Annotated in this window: 24 protein-coding genes and 1 tRNA gene; 10 read left to right on the forward strand and 15 right to left on the reverse strand. The window is 64.9% G+C overall.

The features are described from left to right. Window positions 1-10: 10 nt before the first annotated feature. The 3 genes from tilS to pal form a co-directional block, all read right to left on the reverse strand. The gene (tilS, locus tag GSQ90_RS23115) at window positions 11-1,096 is read right to left on the reverse strand and encodes a tRNA lysidine(34) synthetase TilS (RefSeq protein ID WP_246731724.1); all 1,086 of its coding nucleotides are present in this window, start codon (window positions 1,094-1,096) and stop codon (window positions 11-13) included. Continuing rightward, window positions 1,093-2,067: a tol-pal system protein YbgF gene (gene ybgF / locus GSQ90_RS23120; protein ID WP_158817253.1), complete on the reverse strand. Its 975-nt coding sequence runs from the start codon at window positions 2,065-2,067 to the stop codon at window positions 1,093-1,095. Before ybgF ends, tilS begins: the two co-directional genes overlap by 4 nt. A 175-nt stretch (window positions 2,068-2,242) precedes the next feature. Next, window positions 2,243-2,743 carry a peptidoglycan-associated lipoprotein Pal gene (gene pal / locus GSQ90_RS23125; protein ID WP_158817260.1) on the reverse strand — a complete coding sequence of 167 codons (501 nt, stop codon included), beginning with the start codon at window positions 2,741-2,743 and terminating at the stop codon, window positions 2,243-2,245. Between the two features lie 242 nt (window positions 2,744-2,985). Between pal and GSQ90_RS23130 the strand changes: the two genes are divergently transcribed. Continuing rightward, window positions 2,986-3,498 carry a hypothetical protein gene (locus GSQ90_RS23130; protein ID WP_158817262.1) on the forward strand — a complete coding sequence of 171 codons (513 nt, stop codon included), beginning with the start codon at window positions 2,986-2,988 and terminating at the stop codon, window positions 3,496-3,498. On the opposite strand, the gene GSQ90_RS23135 is transcribed toward GSQ90_RS23130, so the two are convergent. Continuing rightward, entirely contained in the window at window positions 3,495-4,478 is a 984-nt protein-coding gene (locus GSQ90_RS23135) for a tyrosine recombinase XerC (RefSeq protein ID WP_158817264.1), read from the reverse strand. The two genes, GSQ90_RS23130 and GSQ90_RS23135, sit on opposite strands and share 4 nt — an antisense overlap. Before the next feature lie 160 nt (window positions 4,479-4,638). Then, window positions 4,639-4,715: transfer RNA gene (locus GSQ90_RS23140), tRNA-Pro, on the reverse strand. 311 nt (window positions 4,716-5,026) lie between these two features. Here GSQ90_RS23140 and GSQ90_RS23145 point away from each other — a divergent pair. The 3 genes from GSQ90_RS23145 to GSQ90_RS23155 all read left to right on the forward strand — a co-directional run bounded on the left by GSQ90_RS23145 (window position 5,027) and on the right by GSQ90_RS23155 (window position 7,078). Continuing rightward, complete coding sequence (locus tag GSQ90_RS23145; protein WP_158817266.1) at window positions 5,027-5,650, forward strand: L,D-transpeptidase; 624 nt, start codon at window positions 5,027-5,029, stop codon at window positions 5,648-5,650. Between the two features lie 45 nt (window positions 5,651-5,695). Next, on the forward strand, window positions 5,696-6,556 hold the full coding sequence (locus tag GSQ90_RS23150) for an NAD(P)-dependent oxidoreductase (RefSeq protein WP_158817268.1): 861 nt from the start codon (window positions 5,696-5,698) through the stop codon (window positions 6,554-6,556). A gap of 81 nt (window positions 6,557-6,637) precedes the next feature. After that, entirely contained in the window at window positions 6,638-7,078 is a 441-nt protein-coding gene (locus GSQ90_RS23155; protein ID WP_158817270.1) for an Ohr family peroxiredoxin, read from the forward strand. A gap of 128 nt (window positions 7,079-7,206) precedes the next feature. Here the strand turns inward: GSQ90_RS23155 and GSQ90_RS23160 are convergent, their stop codons facing one another. The 3 genes from GSQ90_RS23160 to GSQ90_RS23170 all read right to left on the reverse strand — a co-directional run bounded on the left by GSQ90_RS23160 (window position 7,207) and on the right by GSQ90_RS23170 (window position 9,915). Continuing rightward, window positions 7,207-8,109, reverse strand: coding sequence for a metallophosphoesterase (locus tag GSQ90_RS23160; RefSeq protein WP_158817374.1), 903 nt, complete (start codon window positions 8,107-8,109; stop codon window positions 7,207-7,209). Between the two features lie 63 nt (window positions 8,110-8,172). Beyond that, window positions 8,173-8,385 (reverse strand): hypothetical protein, encoded by a 213-nt coding sequence (locus GSQ90_RS23165; protein ID WP_158817272.1) that lies wholly within the window; start codon window positions 8,383-8,385, stop codon window positions 8,173-8,175. A gap of 93 nt (window positions 8,386-8,478) precedes the next feature. After that, window positions 8,479-9,915 carry an amidase family protein gene (locus GSQ90_RS23170; protein WP_158817274.1) on the reverse strand — a complete coding sequence of 479 codons (1,437 nt, stop codon included), beginning with the start codon at window positions 9,913-9,915 and terminating at the stop codon, window positions 8,479-8,481. A gap of 322 nt (window positions 9,916-10,237) precedes the next feature. On the opposite strand from GSQ90_RS23170, the gene GSQ90_RS23175 reads away from it, so the two are divergent. After that, window positions 10,238-10,948 (forward strand): HAD family hydrolase, encoded by a 711-nt coding sequence (locus GSQ90_RS23175; RefSeq protein ID WP_158817276.1) that lies wholly within the window; start codon window positions 10,238-10,240, stop codon window positions 10,946-10,948. Between the two features lie 7 nt (window positions 10,949-10,955). Here GSQ90_RS23175 and bla read toward each other — a convergent pair whose 3' ends face one another. After that, window positions 10,956-11,846: a class A beta-lactamase gene (gene bla / locus GSQ90_RS23180; protein WP_158817278.1), complete on the reverse strand. Its 891-nt coding sequence runs from the start codon at window positions 11,844-11,846 to the stop codon at window positions 10,956-10,958. Between the two features lie 157 nt (window positions 11,847-12,003). Here bla and GSQ90_RS23185 point away from each other — a divergent pair, with 157 nt between their 5' ends. Further along, a complete protein-coding gene (locus GSQ90_RS23185) occupies window positions 12,004-12,504 on the forward strand; it encodes a GNAT family N-acetyltransferase (RefSeq protein ID WP_246731725.1) in 501 nt (166 codons plus the stop codon). 17 nt (window positions 12,505-12,521) lie between these two features. Here the strand turns inward: GSQ90_RS23185 and GSQ90_RS23190 are convergent, their stop codons facing one another. The 5 genes from GSQ90_RS23190 to GSQ90_RS23210 form a co-directional block, all read right to left on the reverse strand. Beyond that, window positions 12,522-13,262: a carbonic anhydrase gene (locus tag GSQ90_RS23190; protein ID WP_158817376.1), complete on the reverse strand. Its 741-nt coding sequence runs from the start codon at window positions 13,260-13,262 to the stop codon at window positions 12,522-12,524. A 329-nt stretch (window positions 13,263-13,591) separates the two neighbouring features. Next, window positions 13,592-13,816 carry a hypothetical protein gene (locus GSQ90_RS23195; RefSeq protein WP_158817280.1) on the reverse strand — a complete coding sequence of 75 codons (225 nt, stop codon included), beginning with the start codon at window positions 13,814-13,816 and terminating at the stop codon, window positions 13,592-13,594. A 9-nt stretch (window positions 13,817-13,825) separates the two neighbouring features. After that, on the reverse strand, window positions 13,826-14,596 hold the full coding sequence (locus GSQ90_RS23200; protein ID WP_158817282.1) for a DUF4239 domain-containing protein: 771 nt from the start codon (window positions 14,594-14,596) through the stop codon (window positions 13,826-13,828). Between the two features lie 184 nt (window positions 14,597-14,780). Continuing rightward, entirely contained in the window at window positions 14,781-16,016 is a 1,236-nt protein-coding gene (locus GSQ90_RS23205; RefSeq protein ID WP_158817284.1) for an adenylate/guanylate cyclase domain-containing protein, read from the reverse strand. Window positions 16,017-16,023: 7 nt separating this feature from the next. Continuing rightward, complete coding sequence (locus GSQ90_RS23210) at window positions 16,024-16,473, reverse strand: MarR family winged helix-turn-helix transcriptional regulator (protein ID WP_158817286.1); 450 nt, start codon at window positions 16,471-16,473, stop codon at window positions 16,024-16,026. A gap of 328 nt (window positions 16,474-16,801) precedes the next feature. Between GSQ90_RS23210 and GSQ90_RS23215 the strand changes: the two genes are divergently transcribed. From GSQ90_RS23215 to GSQ90_RS23230, 4 genes are all read left to right on the forward strand, one after another. Further along, window positions 16,802-18,430, forward strand: a complete 1,629-nt coding sequence (locus GSQ90_RS23215; RefSeq protein ID WP_158817288.1) for a long-chain-fatty-acid--CoA ligase — start codon at window positions 16,802-16,804, stop codon at window positions 18,428-18,430. A 68-nt stretch (window positions 18,431-18,498) separates the two neighbouring features. Further along, window positions 18,499-18,759 carry a type II toxin-antitoxin system prevent-host-death family antitoxin gene (locus tag GSQ90_RS23220; RefSeq protein ID WP_158817290.1) on the forward strand — a complete coding sequence of 87 codons (261 nt, stop codon included), beginning with the start codon at window positions 18,499-18,501 and terminating at the stop codon, window positions 18,757-18,759. Window positions 18,760-18,762: 3 nt separating this feature from the next. Continuing rightward, window positions 18,763-19,203 (forward strand): hypothetical protein, encoded by a 441-nt coding sequence (locus tag GSQ90_RS23225; RefSeq protein WP_158817292.1) that lies wholly within the window; start codon window positions 18,763-18,765, stop codon window positions 19,201-19,203. 95 nt (window positions 19,204-19,298) lie between these two features. Then, the gene (locus GSQ90_RS23230) at window positions 19,299-20,075 is read left to right on the forward strand and encodes a DUF1499 domain-containing protein (RefSeq protein WP_158817294.1); all 777 of its coding nucleotides are present in this window, start codon (window positions 19,299-19,301) and stop codon (window positions 20,073-20,075) included. A 33-nt stretch (window positions 20,076-20,108) separates the two neighbouring features. Here the strand turns inward: GSQ90_RS23230 and GSQ90_RS23235 are convergent, their stop codons facing one another. Next, window positions 20,109-21,035, reverse strand: coding sequence for an MBL fold metallo-hydrolase (locus tag GSQ90_RS23235; protein ID WP_158817296.1), 927 nt, complete (start codon window positions 21,033-21,035; stop codon window positions 20,109-20,111). Window positions 21,036-21,069: the final 34 nt, after the last annotated feature.

Consider the following 21,069-nt stretch of genomic DNA (forward strand, 5'->3'; position numbering starts at 1 on the left):
CCGCGGCGCCTCAAAAATTTGTCGCCGCCAAACCGGTGGTCCGCGCGTCGCCCGCCAAATTTTCTTTACGTTCCGCGCGCGCCCGGCGCGGCGCCTCGGGGCTGACGCTCAGCGCGCCTTTGGCGCTCAGATGAACGCTGGCGCCGCCGACATTGGCGCGCAAGGCCTTGTTCTCAGCGCGCGCATTCCGCAACGCCTGCGCCAATGTCTCGATCGCGTCGAGGCGAATTTGCCGCGGCTCCTTGCCTGCGATCCGCGCAATTTCCGCCGTCAGCAGGCGTTGGACGATCTCCTGCGGCTCATCGAGCAGCGCCTTGGCGTCGCGCGTCGGCTGCGCGTTGGTCCAGCCCAGGCGCTCCGCCGCCGCCTGCGCCTGGATGGCGACGGCCGCCTCCATGCGCGCAGCGCGGCGCGACAGGCGCGCGATTTCATCGACGCCCAGGCCTTCGGCCGCCAGCAAATCCGCCAATTGACGCAGGTGCGTTCGCGCAAAACGCGGATCGGCGTTCGAAGGATCGCGCGCGTATTCTTCGCCGCCGGCTTGGCAGAAAGCGACGAGCTCGGCTTTACGCAGGCCGAGCAGGGGCCGTGCGAGCGTCAACCTCCCTTTTGCGGCGACGCTTTCCATGCCCCTGAGGCCGCCAATGCCGGAGCCGCGAATCAGGCGAAACAGCACGGTTTCGGCTTGGTCGTCGGCATGATGAGCGGTGACGAGAAAGTCCGCCCTGATTTCCCGCGCGCAGGCGCCGAGCAATTGATAGCGCGCCTCGCGGGCGCGCTCCTGAATCCGGCTGCGCGGCTTGGGGCCCCGCCATTGGAGCAAATGATGGGTCAGGCCGAGGCGTCGCGACAGCGCTCCGACGGCTTCCGCTTCCTCGCGCGAACCGGCCCGCATTGCGTGGTCGACGGTGGCGACTTCGACTCTTGGGCGCCGGGCCCCTTTGGCCCAAAGCGCCGCCATCATCAGCAGCGCTGTTGAATCGGGACCGCCCGATACCGCGAGAAGCAGGCTGTGGGCATTTGCAAATGGCGCAAACAGCTCATCGATCCGCGCCGGCGAAATCGCCGCGCCGATCTGAGGCGCCTTTCTTCTCAACAATGGTCCTTTTGCATCTCGAGCTCGACGCCTTTTTTCACGCCGCCCGCCGCGGTCGGATAACGGCGGCCGATTTCGCCGAAAGTCGCGCAAGCCTGATCGTTGTTGCCGAGCGCCGCCAGCGATTGGCCAAGGCGCAACATGCCTTCAGGCGCACGCGGCGATTTTGCATAGTCGGTCGATAGTTTGAGATATTGTTCGGCCGCCTCACGCGGCCGCGATCGCTTGAGAAAGCTCTCGCCGAGGTAGAAAATCGCATCGGCCGTCAGCCGGTTGCCGGCGTTTTTGGCGAGGAAGGCGCGCAATTGTTGCTCGGCCTGCTCGTATTGCCCGACGCGATAGGCTTCCAAAGCCGCATTATATTGCATGCGCGGATCGTCGGGCGGCGCATCGATGCCCGGGATGACCGCAGGCTCGGCGTTGGCGAGGGGGCCAACGGGGAGGGTTGGGCTGGCGTTGTTGCGCGACAATTCGAGCGGCGCGCTGGGAGAGGAGGGAGCGGCGGCCAGCGGTGCGCTTGGCGGCGTCGTCCCTAACGGACGGGGCGCGCCAGCGGCGCTTGGATCGGCGCCAGGATCGAAGGCGTCAGAACGTCTGACTGGTTTGGCGGGGGCCGGCGCTTCCGCAATCGGGGCCGCGCCCTTGCCGCCATTCAGCCGGAATTCCACATCTTCCTGAAAACGCTTCAACTGCTCTTCCAGCCTGTGCTGCTGGTTCTGCAATTCCTCGATCGCGCCGTTGGCGGCGCGCAACTGGTTCTCAAGCCTGTCCATGCGCACAACCAGAGCGCCGGCGTCCGAGCCCTGGTCCGAAGCGCCCGGAATGTCGCCCGGCGGCAGGCTGGATTGCGCCATCTGCATGAGCGGCGCGCGCGTCGCGCCGATCTCGTCGGCGCGAGGGCTCGATGCGCCTGAGATAGCGAGGATCGCGGCGGCCAAACCTAAGCCCTGCCATGAAACGGATAAAGTCAAACCTTCAGCCCCTATTGGACAGGCGCCTGGCGGGGCCAGGCGCTATCAACGCGCTCCCTAGCATAGAGCGCCGCTTCAGCCAAAAATTTGGCGAAGCTTTGGCCAAGGCGGGGCGGACCGGCTCGATAGACGGGTCGCGCGCCGGTTCCACAGGGGCCGTGGGCGGCCCCATCGCTTACGAGGTCGGGGCGCCGGCGAGAACGGTGACGGCGCGGCGGTTTTGCGACCAGCACGAAATGTCGTTGCAGACGGCGACGGGCCGCTCCTTGCCATAGCTGATTGTCTTGATGCGCGCCGCTGATACGCCCTTGGCGACAAGATAGTTCTTGGTCGATTCGGCGCGGCGGGCGCCGAGGGCGAAATTATATTCGCGCGTGCCGCGTTCGTCGGCATGGCCCTCGACCGTGAAGGTGTAGCGCCCATATTGATTGAGCCAGGCGGCCTGCTTGTCGAGCGTCGCTTGCCCGGTGGGGGTCAATTCGGTCTGGTCGGTCTCGAAGAACACGCGGTCGCCGACATTGCTGGCGAAATCCTGGTAGCTGCCGGGCGCTCCGGCCGCGGCGCCGTTGAGGGCGTCCGCGCCATCCGCGTTGTTTTTGGCGCAGGCGCCAAGGGCGAGGCCGATCAACAGGGCCGCCCCGAATTTGAACGCGCGCGCGCTCGTCAAACCGTGCATGATGATACTCCTGACAACAACGCCACCCGGGCTGAGCCTTAGGCGCGAACGGTTAAGAGAAGGTTCCGTCAACCTTGCTGAATTGTTGCCGCGATGCATTGCATTCACGTCAATGACGCGCATGGTTAAGCGTGCGTTGATGGCGGCAATGGGGCGGGACGGACGGTAAAGACAAGATTGTGGCCGCCTGCGTTCATCGATTGGACATAGTGACCGTGCAGATACACTGCTGAGGATCCGAAATGGAAAAACGACCTCCGCCAAGACCCCTGATGCTCCTCCTGGCGATCGGCTTCCTTGTCGAGGCCTGGGTCTGGCAGGGATGCGTCGCGCTGGGGCGGCAAATCATCGCCCTCATTCCCTGGACGCGGCTGAAGGCCCGCATCGCCGCCTTCATCGCGCTGATGCCGGCGCCCGTCGCGCTGATTATCTTCTTGATTCCGCTGGCGATTGTCGAGCCGTTCAAGGTTGTCGCGATCTGGTTGATCGCGGTCGGCCACCCTATTCTAGGCGCGCTGGGGTGGATCGTGATGCAGTTCGCCGGCGTCGGCCTTGTCGCGGTGGCTTTTGACCTGACCCGCGACAAGCTGCTGTCGATGCCATGGTTCGTCTGGGTCTATGAGAAATTTCTCGCTTTCCACGATTATGCCCATGCGCTCGTCGAGCCCTACAAGGCGGCGGTCCTGCGGGAAATGCGCGCCTTGCGCGATTGGGCGCGCGGCTACTGGGCGCGGCTCAACGCGCGCCAGAGTTAGGGCGCGGTCGATCGGGCGCGGGGATGGGCGGCGCGATAGGCTTCCATCAATCGCTTGCCATCGACGGCGGTGTAGATCTGCGTGGTCGAAAGCGAGGCGTGGCCCAGCAATTCCTGGATCGTGCGCAGATCGCCGCCGCGCCCCAAGAGATGCGTGGCGAAAGAGTGGCGCAGCGCATGCGGCGTCGCGCTGTCGGGCAGGCCGAGCGCGCCGCGCAGGCGCTCGACCGTGAGCTGGATGATGCGCGGGGACAGCGGACCGCCCTTGGCGCCGACGAAAAGCGGCCCTTCGGGCTTGAGCGCATACGGGCAAAGCTTGAGGTAGTTTTCGATCTCGTCGCGCACGCGCTTAATCACCGGCGCCGAACGGGTCTTGCGGCCCTTGCCGACGATCGTCACGCTGTCGATGGAGCCGACCGGCGCATCCTTGCGGCGGATCGATAAAGCTTCGGCGATGCGCAGACCCGCGCCATAGAGCAAAGCGAGAACGGCCGCGTCGCGCGCCAGGATCCAAGGATCGCGCAGCTCCCCCTCGCGGGTTTGCGTCTGGGTCATCGCTATGGCGTCGGCCGCGCCCAGCGGCTTGGGCAGGCTGCGCGCGAGGCGCGGCGCGCGGATCGCGGAAAAAACCGAGGCGCGGCCGGCGCCCTCGCGCTCAAGGTAGCGCGCGAGCGAGCGCAGCGACGCCAGAGCACGCATCAGCGAGCGGCCCTCGATCCCGTCGGCGCGGCGGCGCGCGAGAAAGGCGCGCAAATCCGCGGGCGCGAGACTCACGAAATCGGCGATGGTCGGCGGCGCCTCAAATCGTGCGGCGAGAAAGCCGAGGAATTGCCTGACATCGCGGCCATAGGCGTCCAGCGAGTGAGGCGAAAGCCGCCGCTCGACGCCCAGATGACGCAACCACGCGCTCACTTTGGCGCTCAAATCGGGCGCGGCGGGGAGAAGAGCGAGCAGGGCTTCGGCGTCGATAGGTTTCAACATCGCCGCAGGATGCGCCGGGATGCTTAATCAAGCGTCTCCGCGGGATCGCGACCGTGCCGGTTGCTTCTGCTCGGGCGGCGCACCGCCAGCCCGAACGCTCCGGAGAGCGGGCGAGACGGCCACGCTCTCGGGATCGGCGGCGCTAATTTATTGAAATATTTGGTCGGAGTGAGAGGAATCGAACCTCCGACCCCCTCGTCCCGAACGAGGTGCGCTACCAGGCTGCGCTACACTCCGACGACGACGCTTTATGAGGCGACGTTGCTGCGTTATAGACAGGCTTCAGGCGCCGCGCAAGCGCGCCGGCGGCGTTCGCGGCGATTCTGTCCGGCCCATTAGGCATCGTCCCGTAATAGCGCGTTGCCGTGACGACACGCTGGTCAATTGTTTGCGAGACGTGGAACGAAACGGTAATTTCGGGGTTCACAATTCGGCGGTTCGGTGGCATGAACGCCACAATCTAGCCTCGAATCCATTCGCGCAAGAATCGATTAACGAAACCGGCGTTATGGTAATCGAAACCTTATCGAGAATTGAGTGAGACTGTGATGGCTCTGAAATCTTTGGCGATTGCCGCCGTGTTATTGTCTGGCGCGCTCCTGGGGGGATGCCAAAATACGCTGATCGGCACAAGCGTGCCTGATCCGAAGCTCACCGCGCGCGACAGGGAAATGATGGCCCTGGCGCCGCCCGATGAGGCGAGAATCCCGATCGCGCGCTATCAGGTCTCCGACCCGACCGGGGAGGCTCCCGGAACGATCGTGATCGATACGACCGCGCGCAATCTCTATTTTGTGCTGCCGGGCAAGCAGGCGATCGAATATCGTGTGGCCACCGGCGCCGAAGCCTATGGCTGGACCGGGGAGGCGACGGTCGGGCGCATGGTCGAATGGCCGACCTGGATGCCGACGGCCTCGATCATGGAGCGCTGGCCGGAATTTCAGGCCTATCGCGCCCACGGTCCGTTGGCCGGCGCCTATGACAATCCGCTGAGCGCGCGCGCTCTGTATCTCTATCAGGGCAATCGCGACACGCTCTATCGCATTCATGGCACGAATGAGCCCAGCGAGATCGGCCAGAGCGTTTCCTCCGGCTGCATTCGCATGCGCGACCTTGATGTGATCGACCTCTACAATCGCGTCCATATCGGCACGAAAGTCGTCGTCAAATAACAGGTCGGGCGGTCGGCTTCGTCTAGATTTTCTTGAGGCCGCTTCATGATGTCGGCAATCGCCATCATTGCGCCCGGCGCTATGGGCGCCGCCGTGGCGCACCGCTTGAGCGAACGCGGCGCGACAGTGCTGACGTCGCTGGCCGGGCGAAGCGCTGAGACGATCCGCCGGGCGGAGGCCACCGGCATGGTCGGCGTCGATGACGGCGCCATTGTCGAGGCCGATGTTATCTTGTCGATCGTGCCGCCTGCCGAGGCGGTTGCGCTAGCGGAGCGTTTCGCGGGGCCGCTGTCGCGCGCCCGGCGCAAGCCAATTTTCGCCGATTGCAACGCCGTCAATGTCGAGACCGTCAGGCGAATTGCGTCCGTCATCGCGCCTACCGGCGCTCCCTTTGTCGATGGCGGCATCATCGGGTCGCCGCCAGGGCCAGCTAGCGATCCCACCTTCTATTTTTCCGGCGAACCGGCCCAGGCTTTGGCGAGGCTCGCCGATTTCGGCCTGAAGGTGCGGGTGATGACGGCGCCGGTTGGCGGCGCCTCCGCGCTCAAAATGTCCTATGCCGGGATCAACAAGGGCGTCACGCTTCTGGCCGCCGCGATGATTCTTGGCGCGACGCGCGCCGGAGCCGCCGAGGCGCTGCACGCGGAATTATCGGAAAGCCAGCCGCAGCTTTTGGGCCGCCTCGCCCGGTCGATACCGGACATGTATCCGAAAATTTACCGCTGGGCCGCCGAGATGGACGAGATCGCTGAATTCCTGGGCGACGATCCCGCCGCCCGGCATATTTACGAAGGGATGGCGGCGCTTTGCCGGCATTGGGTCGCCGCCCAGGCCGATGGGCAGGCGGAGATCGCCGCGCTGGATGCTTTCGTCGCCCGTTCTTCATCGCCCCAACGATCCGATTGAAGACGGACTTTCCCATCGCGCCCTTGGCCGTTCGCTCACGGGCGTTTATATCCGGCTCCTCTCTCAAACCTCGGAGCCGTCATGATTTCCAAGATCAAGCCTCTCGTCACCGCGACCGCGAGCTGCGTCGGCGGACGCAATGGCCATAGCGAGACGACCGACGGAAGCGTCAGCGTCAACCTGTCGGTTCCCAAGGAAATGGGCGGCCCCGGCAAGCCCGGCACGACAACCCCCGAACATCTCTTTGCGACCGGCTATGCCGCCTGTTTTGGCGGCGCGCTCGACTTCGTCGCCAAGAGCCACAAGAAGGATGCGGCGAAAGCCAAAGTGACCTGCTCCGTTTCCGTCGGTCCGCGCGACGCCGGCGGCTTTGGCATCGCCGTCAAGATGAATGTCGTCGATCATTCGCTGCCGACGGCGGAACTGGACGCATTCGTCAAAGAGGCGCACGAAAAGATCTGCCCCTATTCGCACGCGACGCGCGACAATATCGAGATTGATTTTTCGGTCGAAGGCGCCTGATTGACGCGGCGCCGGGGCGCTCAGGCGCCCCAGCGCGCGGCGAAAAAGTGGATGCAGGTTTTTCGCAAATCGCGCGCGTTTTCAAGGGATCTAGAGCCTGTTGCGCTTCAATCGAAGCGCAACAGGCTCTACGCGCCGCGCAGGGCGACGGATAGGACTTCCGGCGGGCGATTGAAGCGTACCGGAAGGTTCGACGTGCCAAGGCCGCCCGACACGATGAGCTGGCGCTCCCCCTCCTGGTAGAGCCCATAGACATAGCGTTTGACGCCCCGCTTGGTCGGCACGAAAGGCGCACCGATAAACGGCAGGTTGACCTGTCCGCCATGGGTGTGGCCGCAGAGCGTCAGCGCGACCCGATCAGGTACTTTGGGAAATATGAACGGCTCATGCGCGAGCAGGATCGCGGGAGCGTCGTCCTTGATCTCGCGCAGGGCGCCCCGCAGATCGTCGGTGCCCCAGGCATGGCGCCGCCCATAGCGAAACGCGAGCTGATCGCCGAGGCCGACGAGCCAGAACGGGCGGCCCTTGAGGCTGAGCGAGACGGCGGCGTTTTCAAGAACGGGTATATGCGCGCCGGCAAGCGCTTTGCGCACGCTTTGCGCATTGTCGGGCGGATCGGTCGGCATGGCCGCAGACCACCAATCGTGATTGCCGAGCACGGCGTAGACGCCGAGCGGCGCTTCGAGTCGGGCGAGTTGCTCGGCCCAGGCGCCGGGCGCGACATAGCGGGTGACAAAATGCTGCGTGCCGACGAAATCGCCAAGCAGCACCGTGAGGTCGGGCTTCTGCGCATTGGCCAGATCGACGATCGCGCCGATCCTTTCGGCGGGCATCCAGGGCTCGCAGGCGTGAATATCCGAGATGACGGCGATTTTGATCGGGAGATCGGCGGGCCAATGGGACGAGGACAGGTCGTAGGAGGTCAGGTCGAGCCGCATGCCCGCCTCATAGGCGGTCGCATAGCCGCCAAGGCCAGCCATGCCGGCGGCCAGAGCGCCAGCGCCCGTTAAAAAACGGCGCCGATTAACCATAAACATCTGAAACGCCTGGCGTTTGAGAGCGCCCCCGGAGCCCCGTCTATAGAGTGCGGACCGCTAAGCCGCAAGGATTGTGCGATGCGGCGCCAGCAGCACGCAAGCACCCCGTTGAACAGCGTCGGCCATTTCCGGTTCAAGCGCATTGAGCTGCAGATCGAGCTCGGCGGCGACGGCGGCCAGGCCGACATCGCGATAAATACGGGACAGCAGCTTGCTCTGACCGGCGCGCTGCTGAAGGATCGGGGGATCGGCGGGAAGGTCCTGACGCATGGAAACGCTCTCTAAAAACGCGGGAACGCGACGATTAACCGCCTCGCTTGGCGCGAGACCGCTTCAAATTGGACGAATGGAGTTAAGACGCGCTTAAGGCCGTGGCGCCGCCGATGGCGCGATCATCGCGGCGGCGGCGATGGCGGTCAGATCCTCGTCCATCGCGGCGATGATCTGAACGCCGCGCGGCATGCCGTCGGGGCCCAAGCCGACCGGCGCGGCGGTCGCGGGCAGGCCGGGACCGCTTGATAAAGCCGACCAGTGCAGGAAATCGAGATAGGGCCGCGCGATTCCGTCGACGTCGAGCGTGCGCTGATGAACGTCGGGGCGATGATCGTGCCTTATCGCGCCGACCGGCGCCGGCGGGCAGAGCACGATGTCGAAGCGCTCGAAGAACCGCGCCCAATGGCGCTGCAAGGCGCGGCGTCGAAGCTCCATGTCGCGGTAATCGCCCGGCGTCAGCCAAGCGCCGCGCGCCTGCAGCGCCTGATGCGACAGACCGCCTTTGGCATATTGCGAGACGGTCGCGGCGAGCCGGTTGCGCAGCTTGACGGGCAGGCCATAGGCGATGATCCCGTGATTATAGAGCGCGAAAAGCTCGAACGCTTCGGCGAAACTGAAGCCGGGCCGCGCCGTCTCGTCGATCTCGGCGCCCAGCGCCGCGAGCCGGCGCGCCGCTTCTTCAACCGCGGCGCGGACGCTGGAATCGGTCGCGGCGAAGGGATCGTTCGCCCAAAGCGCGACGCGCAAGCCTTTCGCCTCGCGCCGCCGCGCCGGCTTCAGCGCGGTCCGGCGCGGCCCGACGCGCGGGCCGGCGATGACGTCGAGCATCAGCGCGAGATCCTCCGCCGATCGCCCCAGCGGGCCGGCGACAAGGCAATCGGCGTCGCGCAGCAGAATCTTGTGAGGCGGGGGCGGAACGGAGCCATGCGTCGAGACGAGGCCCCAGGTCGATTTATGGCCAAAGATGCCGCAGGCATGGGCGGGCCAGCGCAAGGAGCCGCCGAGATCGGAGCCAAGCTCCAGCGCCGACATGCCGCTGGCGATCGCCGCCGCCGCGCCGCCTGAAGAGCCCCCGGGCGAAAAAGCGGGATCGCGCGGATGGTTCGTCACGCCATAGATCGGATTATAGGTCTGAAAATCACTGGCGAAGACCGGCGTATTCGATTTGCCCAGGATGATCGCGCCGGCGGCGCGCAGCCTGGCGACGGCGGGAGCGTCGGCTTCCGGGCGCCGCTCCTTAAGCGCCGGCGCGCCGGCGCTGGCGGTAAAGCCCGCGACGTTGAAGGCGTCCTTGACGCTGACCGGCAGGCCTTCCAGCGCGCGCCCCTCGCCGCGCGCAAGGCGCTGGTCGGATTCGGCCGCCGCGGTGAGCGCCGCCTGGGGATCAAGCGCGATGAGCGCGTTGAGCGCAGGATTGACCGCATCAATGCGCGCCAACGAGGCCTGCGTCAGTTCGACGGTAGAGATCTCGCGCGCGCGCAATTTCTCGCGCAGGCGCGTCGCGGGAAGGAGAAGCAGGTCATCCATGGGGGGCTCCGTAGATTGGCGCGGGTGCAATGTCGAGGGTTGTTCACAAAGGCGCGCGGATCCCTTCTCCCGCGAGCGGGAGAAGGTGTCATGCGAAGCATCCGGACGAATGCTTCGCATTCGCCGTGGGATGAGGGCGGTTGCCCTGGACTCGACCCCGATCGTCGCATCCCTTTTCGCGCCATCACGCCGATAGGCCCTCATCCGACCCGACTTCGTCGGGCCACCTTCTCCCGATTCTCGGGAGAAGGGTCGCGTCGCTCGACGGCGGATCGCGGAATTGCTATCGCATCGCCTCCGCCGCCTCTGACGAAAGAGCCCCATGTCCATCGCCGCCGTCCTGTTTGACAAGGATGGAACGCTTATCGATTTCGACGGAACATGGGGCCCCGCCTTTCATGCCGTCATCCAAGCTCTGGCCAAGGGCGACGAGAGCGCCATGCGCGCCCAGGCCGACGCCCTGCATTTTTCGCTGGAGGAGAAACGCTTTCGCCCGACCTCGCCGATCATCGCGGGCTCTTCGGCGCAATATGGCGAGATCTGGGGGCAGGCGATCGGGCGCGACGATTATGCGGCGCTGAGACAGGAGATCGATTCGCTGAGCGCGGTCGAGTCGCTCAAGGCGCTGGCGCCGATCGGGAGCCCGCTCGAAGCGCTCGCCGCGTTGAGCGCGCAGGGCCTGCGCCTGGGCGTCGCCACCAATGATTCGGAGGCGAGCGCGCGCCGCCATGTGGAGGCTCTGGGCCTGCTGCATATCGAATTCATCGCGGGCTACGATTCCGGCCATGGCGGCAAGCCCGAGCCCGGGATGGTGCTCGCCTTCGCGCGGCATCTGGGCATGGAGCCGCGCAGGATCGCGATGGTCGGCGATTCCATCCATGATCTCCACGCCGCGCGCGCCGCCGGCGCCCTGGCGGTGGCGGTGCTGAGCGGCCCCGCGCCGCGCGAAGAACTGGCGCCGCACGCCGATCATATCGTCGAGGACATTGGCGCGCTGCCGGCGTTTTTCGCAGGGCTGGCGGCAAGCAGCTAGGGCGCCGCTAGAACGTCTTGGCGATGATCGCGCCGATGTCCTTATGCACGCCATTGCGCGCGTCGACCGACGCCGTCGAGCCGGTGTAATAGACGGTCGCAAGGAGAGGCGCGCGATCGGGGGGCCAGATGATCGCGATCGCATTCGTCGATCCATTGTCGCCGCTGCCCGTCTTGTCGCCGATGCGCCATGATGGCGGCAGTCCTGCGCGGATTCGCTTGTCGCCGACCTTGTCGCCCATCAGCCAGGCTTCGAGCTGGCGACGGGAAGCCTCGGAAAGTTTCTTGTCGAGCAACACGGCTTGCATCGCGCGCGCCATGGCGAGCGGCGTCGTCGTATCGCGCTCATCGCCGGGAATGGACGTATTCAAAGTCGGCTCATTGCGGTCGAGACGGGTGACCGAATCGCCGAGCGAGCGGGCATATCCAGTGAATCCCGCCGGACCGCCGATGATCTGAAGCAGCAAATTGGCGGCGGTGTTGTCGCTCCAGTCGATCGCCGCGGCGCAGAGGTCGCCGACGCTCATGCCGCCGTCGGCGAGATGCGCCTTGGTTACCGGCGCATATTCGAGCAGGTCGGCGGCTCCATAGGGGACTTTCCGGTCGAGTTGTTCGCTTCCCGCATCGACCCGGCTCAGCACGGCGGCGGCGGCGAGCAGTTTGAACGTGCTGCACATCGGAAAACGCTCTTCCGCGCGATGGGCGAGGGAGAGGCCGCTGGCGCTATCGAGCACGGCGACCCCGAGGCGGCCGCCCTCGCGCGCCTCCAGCGCAGCGATCTCATCATTGGCGCGTTTCACCGCATCCGCGGAGACCGGTTCGGCCGCTTGCGCCCGAGCGGACGTTAGGATTGCAGTCAAACCGGCGAGGAAGGCGCGACGATTGCTCACGATGGGCACGGATAGGGCTCCCTGTTGCGTGTTTTTTGAGGAAAGCTGATTTCGTCCTCGCCGCTCAATAAGGCTTTTCTATTGCGATGACGAGGTCGTCGGGCCGATCGGCTCCGATCGAGGGCGCAGCATCCATCGGCGCAGCCGATTTCCGTTGCGAGGGTTCATGCGCGAATGGCAACATGCAACGATGGAAATCCGGAACGCCACGGACGACGATGCAGCGGCGGCCTGCGTGGTCATGCGGCGGTCGATCGCTGAGCTTTGCGTCGCCGATCACCAAAACGATGCTGCGATGCTGGCGCGCTGGCTCGGCAACAAAACGCCGGAAAATTTCCTCGCCTGGATCGCGCGGCCAAGCAATTGCGTGCTCGTCGCCGTCGAGGGCGACGTCATCCTCGCCGTGGGCTGCGTCACGGATACGGGCGAGATCAATCTGAACTATGTTTCGCCCGACGCCAGATTTCGCGGGATCAGCCGGGCCATGCTGAAGGCGCTTGAAGAGCGCGCGCGCGAGCGCGGCAATGCGCGCTGCAGATTGACGAGCACCGGAACCGCGCGGCGCTTCTATCGCGCCGCCGGCTATATCGAGGACGCGCCGGCGCCCTTCAAATTCGGGATACCGGATTATCCGATGTCCAGGATTCTGGACGTTGATCGTTCATGAGTGCGCATGGCGGCGATTCAAGCCACCATTTCGATGCGGCCGGTGGCAAGCCGATAGATTCCGCCGACAATCTTCAACTTCTGTTGGGCGACCGCCGCGTCGAGGATCGGCGTGGCCGATTTAAGGGCGGCGACCGTGTCGATGACGTTCTGCCGAATCGCGTTGGCGAACGGATCGCCGGCATGTTCGGCCCCCGCCTTCACCGCTGAGGCGAGGCGCGCAACGAGCGAAGGGAGATGGCCCGGCAGCGTCGACTTGTCGTTGAGCGACTTGATTGTCGCGCTGATGGCGCCGCAGCTATCGTGACCGAGCACCATGATCAGCGGCACGTTCAGATTGGCGACGGCATATTCGAAACTGGCGATTGTGTCGTCATTGGCGAAATTCCCCGCGACCCGGCAGACGAACAGATCGCCCCTCCCGCTGTCGAAAGCATATTCGGGCGCAATGCGTGAATCGGCACAGCTCAGGATGGCGGCGTAAGGGTTCTGTCCGGCGGTCAGCGCCTCGCGTTCATTCTTGAAATCGTGCCTCTTCGACACGCCGTCGACATAGCGATCATTGCCCTTGTGCAGCAATTCCAGAGCGCCATCGGGCGAAACGGCGTTTTGCGGCTTGGGCGGCGGCGCGGCGTCTTTCGCCCATGCGGCGCCCGCCACGGGCAAGGTGGCCGCGGCGGCGGAGAACGAAGCCAAAAAAACACGGCGTGACGGTCGCGCGCATCGAGCCGCGCCCTCGAGTTCGCAAGTCTTGCACATCGGCATTCCCTCGCTTCTTTGAACGGACGGTTCGTCCGGCGTCTTGCAGCGACCGGCCTCGCGGCCGAGCTTTGATCGGCGCCCGGCGGATTCTTTTGAGATGCGGCGCACGCACGATGGGCGTCGCGCCAGCTCCGCCGAGCGAACAATGAAGGATTCCGCCCTCCATTTTGTATTTTGTAAAGTCCTATGAAGTCCATCCTGCGGCTGGCTTCGCGCGCTATCGTCAGCGCGCGCCAATGGCGCGAGGCAATCTCTTTTAGGCGGCCAGCCGACCGTCGGGCGCCTGAACCGGCGGCGTCGCGCAGGCGCCGCATTGCCGATTGGCTTTATTTGATCGCCGTCGCCAGCAGGCTGGTGCGTTGGTTCCACTGAAACTGACTCTGCACCAGTTGCAGCGCGATCAAGCCCGTCGCCCCAAGCGCCTTGGCCTTGTGGGTCAGTTCCTCAAGACATTCATGAAAGGAATTCTCGTTGACGCCTTCAACCGAGGCGTAGACGACGCCGAGATCTTCACTTCCCTCTGCAAGAGTGTTCAAGCAGGTTACGCGCATCGCCTTCTCCTAATAGCCGTTGTCAACGTCGTCGAAAACGGCGGATGATCTCTCGAAGGGCTGTGGGTCAATCGCCAGTGGGCCGACGAACGGTCTGCTCAGCACCGCCATGGTGAACAACAACGAACCGATCAGCACCGCCATGACGCTCGTTGCGAACACATGCGGCCACCTCCTATCCATGTAGAGGATGAAGCTCATGCTCACCGTCACGGCGCCCCCGCCAATGGCGGCCGCCCACATGATCCACGACAACGATTCCCCAGCCTGCATATAGCGCTTGTTGCGGTCGAGAAGCATTTGATTGACCGTCGTCAGGAGCTGGGCCGCGATCGCTTCCTGCGGCTTGGCGTCCGCGGTCAATGCGCCCAAAATCCTGAACATCTCCTGGACGTCGTGACCAGCCTTGCGGTTTCTCTCGCCCGCCACGAAGCCATCCCAGCCCTTGACGACGTCCTCTGAATATTCACGGATTGTCTTGCGCATCTCATCGCCCTTGTCCGGGGCCATGACTTTGCTCTGTCGATACAGCGGCACGAGCAGGGCGGCTTCCTCCGCGGTGTTCGCCTTGGCGGAATCATAGCTCTCCCATTCGCCGACGACCATGAAGCCCAACAGCACCGCGTAAATCACGCCGGCGGTCAGGAACAACGGCACCAGCACGTCGTTGTGGCCCTCGGCGACATGATGGTGAACAAATCGGCGTCCGACGAGGACGCCGACAATGGCGAACAACACCGATCCGCCGACCGACAAAAAGGCGAGGACAGCCGTCATCATGCGCGGCTCGCGCGCTGAATCGCATCGACACGGATGTTCATATGCTTTCCCTGATTGTTTACGGCATGACCGGAAGCGCGCATGCTGATACGCGGCGCCGCCGATAAGGATCCCCCAGAATCGAGGGAATTATCGGCATCTCTGGTGGAAATACAACCGCCATTCGCGGTACGCGGTCAGAAATTCACGCGCCCGCGCCATCCTCCCGCAGCCCATACACCGTCTGCGCGCTGCGAAACCCCGCGAGCTCAAAATCGCCCAGGGCCGTGAAATCATCGGGCAGGCGCTGCGCGAAAGCCGTGGACGCGACGATCACGCGGCCGAGCTTCGAGGCGATCTTCTCCAAGCGCGCCGCCATGTTGATCGCCGGGCCGATGCAGGTAAAATCAAGACGGCCGCCGCCGCCGATATTGCCATAAAGCGCCTCGCCCAGATGCAGAGCGAGGCCGAAACGCAGGCGCGCTTGGTTTTCGTCATCGCTCGTCGCGGGCAGCGCCTCGATCGCCGCTTGCGCTTGCCGGCCCGCGCGCAAGGCGCGGGCGCAGGCCACGTCGACCCCGGTCTCATCGGCGAAGCGGAAAATCGCGAGCAGGCCGTCGCCCATGAATTTGAGCACTTCGCCCCCTTCCGCCTCGATCGCCGGCACGAGGCAGTCGAAGAACAGATTGAGCCGCTCGATCAAAGCCTGCGGCGCGATCGTGTCGGCGAGCCTGGTGAAGCCGCGCATATCGGAGAGCCAGATCGCGGCGCGGATCGTCTCGGTGTCGCCGCGCCGGATACGCCCCGCCAGAATCCGTTCGCCAGCGTCATGCCCGACATAGGCGTCCAGAAGATTGACGGCGGTGCGCCGCAGCGCGCGCACTTCGGCGACCCGCGCGAGCGGCGGCAGGATCGCCTCGAGCGCGTCGATCTGAGCCTGCGAGAAGCCGCCCGCCTGCCGTGTCGTGAAAGAGGCCGAATGGATTTCGCCATTGGTGAAGCGCAGCGGCGCGGCCAGATAATCCGTCACCCCTTCCTCGCGCAGCTCCTTCAGGACTTCGAAATCCATCGGGCAATGGGGGTCGGCGAGCGTGCGGCGGATCGCCTCGCCGGTCGTCCTGATGCGGACGATGGGGCTGTCGCGATAGCCGACATTGGTCGCAAATGCGAAAGGCGCCTCGTCGACGCCGGCATTGGCGCCCGGGCGCCAGAGAAAGCGGCGCGCCAGGATCTGCGGATGCAGCGTGTTGACATAGACCGCCACCCGCCACAAAGGCAGGCCGCAGGCGCTGAGGCGGACGCACATTTCGGTGAGCACGTCCTCGGATTTCGACGCCGAGCGCGCGCCGTCGACCAGCCAGCCGGCGATGGCGCTGACGTCGTAGGCGGGGGCGCCGCTCCCAGCGGATTGGCGTTTGGCGCCCTTTGGGCTTGTCGGCATGGCGGCCTCACTCCCCCGGCGCGCGCACGAGATCGCGCGTCGCCACCAGCAGGCGCTCCAGCGACGATAAATCCTCCGCCGGCAGGCGGCCGATCGTGCGGGCGACGAAGCGGCGCTGGCAGGCGATCGCCTGTTCGGCCGAAGCGCGGCCCGCCAGAGTGAGAAAAACCGCATGCTGGCGCTTGTCGGCGGCGATCGCGCGGCGCTCGACGAGGCCCGCCGCGACGAGGCGATCGATCAATCCGGATATATTGCCTTTGGTGACATAGAGGCGCTTGGCCAGATCCTGCTGGCTCACGCCCTCCTGTTCGGTCAGCGTCGTCAGCACGTCGCATTGCGGCACCGACAGACCGATCTGGCGCAGGCCTTCGGCGACGGCGGTGCGCATGCGGGTCTCCAGCCGCATCAATCGGAACCAGACCCGCAACGGGTCGCTCGCGCCTGTCTGATCGGCCATAAGCAACGCCTTTTTCCCCAGCGAATCCCTTGCGGCCTCGCGCGTTCATGCTATCGACACATGGCGCGTCCGGCAATTTGCCAAGCCGGGCGCCGGGCGCCATGCTTGGAGCCACGACAGATTTGCAAAGGGTTCTGCGTCGGAAGAGATACGCCCCCTCCCCCCCTTGTGGGGGAGGGATGGGGAGGGGGGTCGCGCTGACCTATCAAGAAGGGCGGAGCGCTCTTTGCTTGATAGTCCGGCCTGACCCCCCCTCCCTAACCCTCCCCCACAAGGGGGGAGGGAACGCGCACCTGCAACGACGACGCAGGCGACAAGGGAGGATGTTATGCTCGGGTTGATGCAGGACTGGCCGCTGCTGCTGCACAAGATCATCGACTTCGCGGCGATCCAGCATGGCGGCCGCGAGGTGGTGTCGCGCACCATCGAAGGGCCGATGCATCGCAGCAATTATCGCCAGATTCGCGATCGCTCGCTGCGCGTCGCGCAGCGCCTCAAGCGCGACGGCGTCCGTCTTGGCGATCGCGTCGCGACGCTCGCCTGGAACGGCTATCGGCATCTGGAAGCCTGGTACGGGATTGTCGGCCTTGGCGCGATCTATCACACGGTCAATCCGCGCCTGTTTCCCGAGCAGATCGCCTGGATCATCAATCACGCCGAAGACCGCATCGTCTTCGTCGACCTGACCTTCGTGCCGCTGCTGGAGGCGCTCGCCGACAAGCTGCCGAGCGTCGAGCGTTATGTCGTCCTCACCGACGCCGCGCATATGCCGGCGACCAAGTTGCGCAATGCGGTTCCTTACGAGGAATGGCTCGCCGAGGCCGACGGCGACTTCCGCTGGGCCGAGTTCGAAGAGCGCACCGCCGCCGGGCTTTGCTACACCTCGGGCACAACGGGCAATCCCAAAGGCGTCCTCTATTCTCATCGCTCGAATGTCCTGCATTCGATGGCCAGCACCAATGGCGATGGGCTGCACATCGAGTCTGCCGATTCGGTCTTGCCGATCGTGCCGATGTTCCACGCCAATTCCTGGTCGCTTGCTTTCTCCTGCCCGATGCGCGGCGCCAAATTGGTGATGCCCGGCGCCAAGCTCGACGGCGCCTCGGTCTATGAATTGCTGGAAAGCGAGAAGGTGACGATGACGGCGGCGGTGCCGACCGTCTGGCTGATGCTGCTGCAATATCTGCGGCAGGAGAACAAGCGGCCGACGACGTTGAAGCTGGTCGGGATCGGCGGTTCGGCCTGCCCGCCGGCGATGATCCGCGCCTTCGAAGTCGATTACGGCATCGAGGTGCGCCACGCCTGGGGCATGACCGAGATGAGCCCGGTCGGTTCGACGGGATCGATCAAACCGGTCGTCGCCGGCCTGCCGCGCGAGACGCTTCTGGCGCTCAAGGAGAAGCAGGGCTGGGCGCCGTTCGGCGTCGAGATGAAAATCACCGACGACGAGGACAACGAACTTCCCTGGGACGGCAAGAAGTTCGGCCGGCTCAAGGTCGCGGGCTTCGCCGTCTCCAGCGCCTATTTCAAGGGCGATGGCGGCGACATTCTCGACGAGAACGGCTTCTTCGACACCGGCGATGTCGCGACCATCGATCCCAACGGCTATATGCAGATCACCGACCGCGCCAAGGATGTCATCAAATCGGGCGGCGAATGGATTTCCTCGATCGACATTGAAAATTTCGCGGTCGGCCATCCCGACATCCAGGAGGCCGCGGTCATCGGCATCGCCCATCCCAAATGGGACGAGCGCCCGCTGCTCGTCGTCGTACCCAAGGAGGGGCGCACGCCGCAGCGCGACGACGTCATTAATTTCCTGCAAAGCCGCGTCGCCAAATGGTGGCTGCCCGACGATATGCAGCTCGTGAAGGAAATCCCCCATACCGCGACGGGCAAGATCAATAAGATGAAGCTGCGCGAGACGTTCAAGGATTATCGCTTGCCGACGGCGTGAGGGAATAGCCTCTGGATTCTTGAATTAATCTCCATTTTGGATATAATGTCCGAAACGGAGATTATGGCATGCCTGCCACCAAAGTGACGGCGAGTGAGTTTCAGCAGGCCTTTGGAATGCTGAGCGACAAAGCCCGACACGAACCCGTCATCATCACTAAACATGGGCGCGATTCGCTCGTCGTCATGGCGGCCGAGGAATGGGCGCGCCTGAAACGGCGCGACAGGCAGGTTGGCCTGACGACGGAACTTCCCGAGGAATGGATCGAAGCTGTGCGCGAAGCCAAGGTCGCTGATGAATTCGCCCATCTCGACGCCGAGCTCAAGTGATCGGTGGCGGCGCTTCCAAAACCGGTTCCCGGCCTCGTCATCCGCTACAGCTATCTCTGGCATCGCGAGCATGTGCAGGGCCGCGACGAAGGTCAAAAGGATCGTCCCTGCGCGATCATCGCCGCTCTGCGCACGGATGAAAATGGCGATATCCGCATCCTGGCGCTGCCCATAACCCATGTTCCGCCAGACGATCGAAGTCTGGCCGTTGAGATTCCGGCCAAGGTCAAGGAGCGGCTGCGGCTCGACGATGCGCGTTCCTGGGTCGTGCTTTCCGAATGGAACGACTTTATCTGGCCCGGCCCTGATCTGCGGCGATTGCCGGGCGCGAGCGACGCTTCGGTCGCCTATGGAATGCTGCCGCCCGGACTATTTTCGACGATCCGCGAACGGTTCCTCTCGATCGTCAAGGCGCGCGATGTCCGTCGCGTGCGCCGCACCTGACAGGAGAACCTTGGCGCAATGCGTCGAAGCGCCGCGTTCGCCATTGACGCGCCGCCCGGCGTCGTTGAACAAAGGCGCCCCGGCTGATTGAACTCATGCGACGCCTGATCCTTGAAGAGCCCTATTCCCGTGCGGCGATCTGGAGCCGGCGGCTTGCTGTTTTCGCGCTCGCAGTGGCGGCGACGGGCGCGGGACTGTCGCGCGCCGGCGCGGTCGAGCCGGCCGGGGCGCTGGCGGTGCTTGGCGCTTCGCTCGTTCTGGCCTGTCTGGCGGGACTGCTGTCGGCGACGGCGGCGATCGTCATCTGGCGCACGGGCCGGCGCGGGGCGGGAATCGCGTTTGTCGGGCTGGCTCTCGCGCTGGGATTGCTCGCCTATCCCGCTTGGCTGTCCTGGCGGGCGATATCGCTGCCCGCCATCAACGACGTCTCGACCGATCTGGAGACGCCGCCGAGCTTTCTGCGTTCGGTCAAGGCGCTGGAGGCGAGAGGCGGGCGCACGCCGCCCGAGGCGAGCCCGGAGGCGCGCGAGGCGCAACAGCGCGCCTATCCCAAAATCCAGCCCATCCTCGTCGATATGGAGACGAACGAGGCCTATCAGCTCGCGCTCGAGGCGGCCAAGGCGCGCGGCTGGCGCATCGTCGACGCGATCGCGCCCAGCGTGCGCGAAGGGGTCGGTCATATCGATGCGAGCGACAAATCCCTGTTCCTGGGCTTTGTCGACGACATCGCCATCCGCATCAAACCGCTGGCCAACCAGACGCGCATCGACATCCGCTCGACCTCGCGAATCTGGCGCCACGACTTTGGCGCCAACGCCCAGCGCATCCAGAAATTCGCGGATGCGGTGCAGGAGCTGGCGCAGGAGAAGTGATCGTCTGCGCGGGCGATCGCGCGGCGATCGTTTTCATCGCGTGATACGGTGGAATTGCGCCGCGGGCCCGAGTTCGCCCTGCATCGCGACAAGCCCCCTCGCGACGAGGTCTTCGAGATGGGCGAGCGTCGACAAAGTCGCCGCGCCGACCAGCGCCGGATTGAGGTTGTCGTAGACCCTGGCGACGATCTGCGAAACATCCGTATCGCCCGCCTCGATGCGCGTGAGGATCGAGGCTTCGCGCTGGCGGCGATGATGGGCGAGCGCGCGCATCCAGCGCTGCGGCTCGCGCACGGGGCCGCCGTGACCGGGCCAGAAGATCGTCTCGTCGCGCGCGCGCAATTTGTCGAGCGAGGCCATGTAATCGCCCATCGAACCGTCGGGCGGCGCGACGATCGACGTCGACCAGGCCATGACGTGATCGCCCGAGAACAAAGCCTTCTCCTCGCGCAGCGCGAAGGCCAGATGGTTGGCGGCATGGCCCGGCGTCGCGACGGCCTCAATCGTATAGCCGCGCCCTTTGACAACGGCGCCGTCTTCCAGCACGTGATCGGGCGCATAGGTCAGATCATGCGAGGCGTCGAGCCCCTTGAGCGCGCCCGTAGAGCCCTGGCGGGGCTGATAGGGCTGGGCGCCGAGGATGGGCGCGCCCGTCGCCGCCTTGAGGCGCGCCGCCGCCGGCGAATGATCGCGATGCGTATGGGTGACGAAGATATGGGTCACCTCTGCGCCGTTCGCCGCTTGCAGCAATGCTTCAATATGGGCCTCGTCGAGCGGACCGGGGTCGACGATCGCGAGTTGTGCGTCGCCGATGAGATAGCTGCAGGTTCCCGTCGACGTGAACGGCGAGGGATTATTGGCGATAAGGCGGCGCACCAGGGGAGAGACGCGCGCCAACCGGCCGCTCGATGTGTCCAACGGCCCCTCGAAGATCAATTCGTCATCCTGCGGCGCGCTCATCGGGCCTCTTACGGTTTCATCGCTGCCTGCCCGC

Source organism: Methylocapsa sp. S129, assembly GCF_009765995.1.
GTDB lineage: Bacteria > Pseudomonadota > Alphaproteobacteria > Rhizobiales > Beijerinckiaceae > Roseiarcus.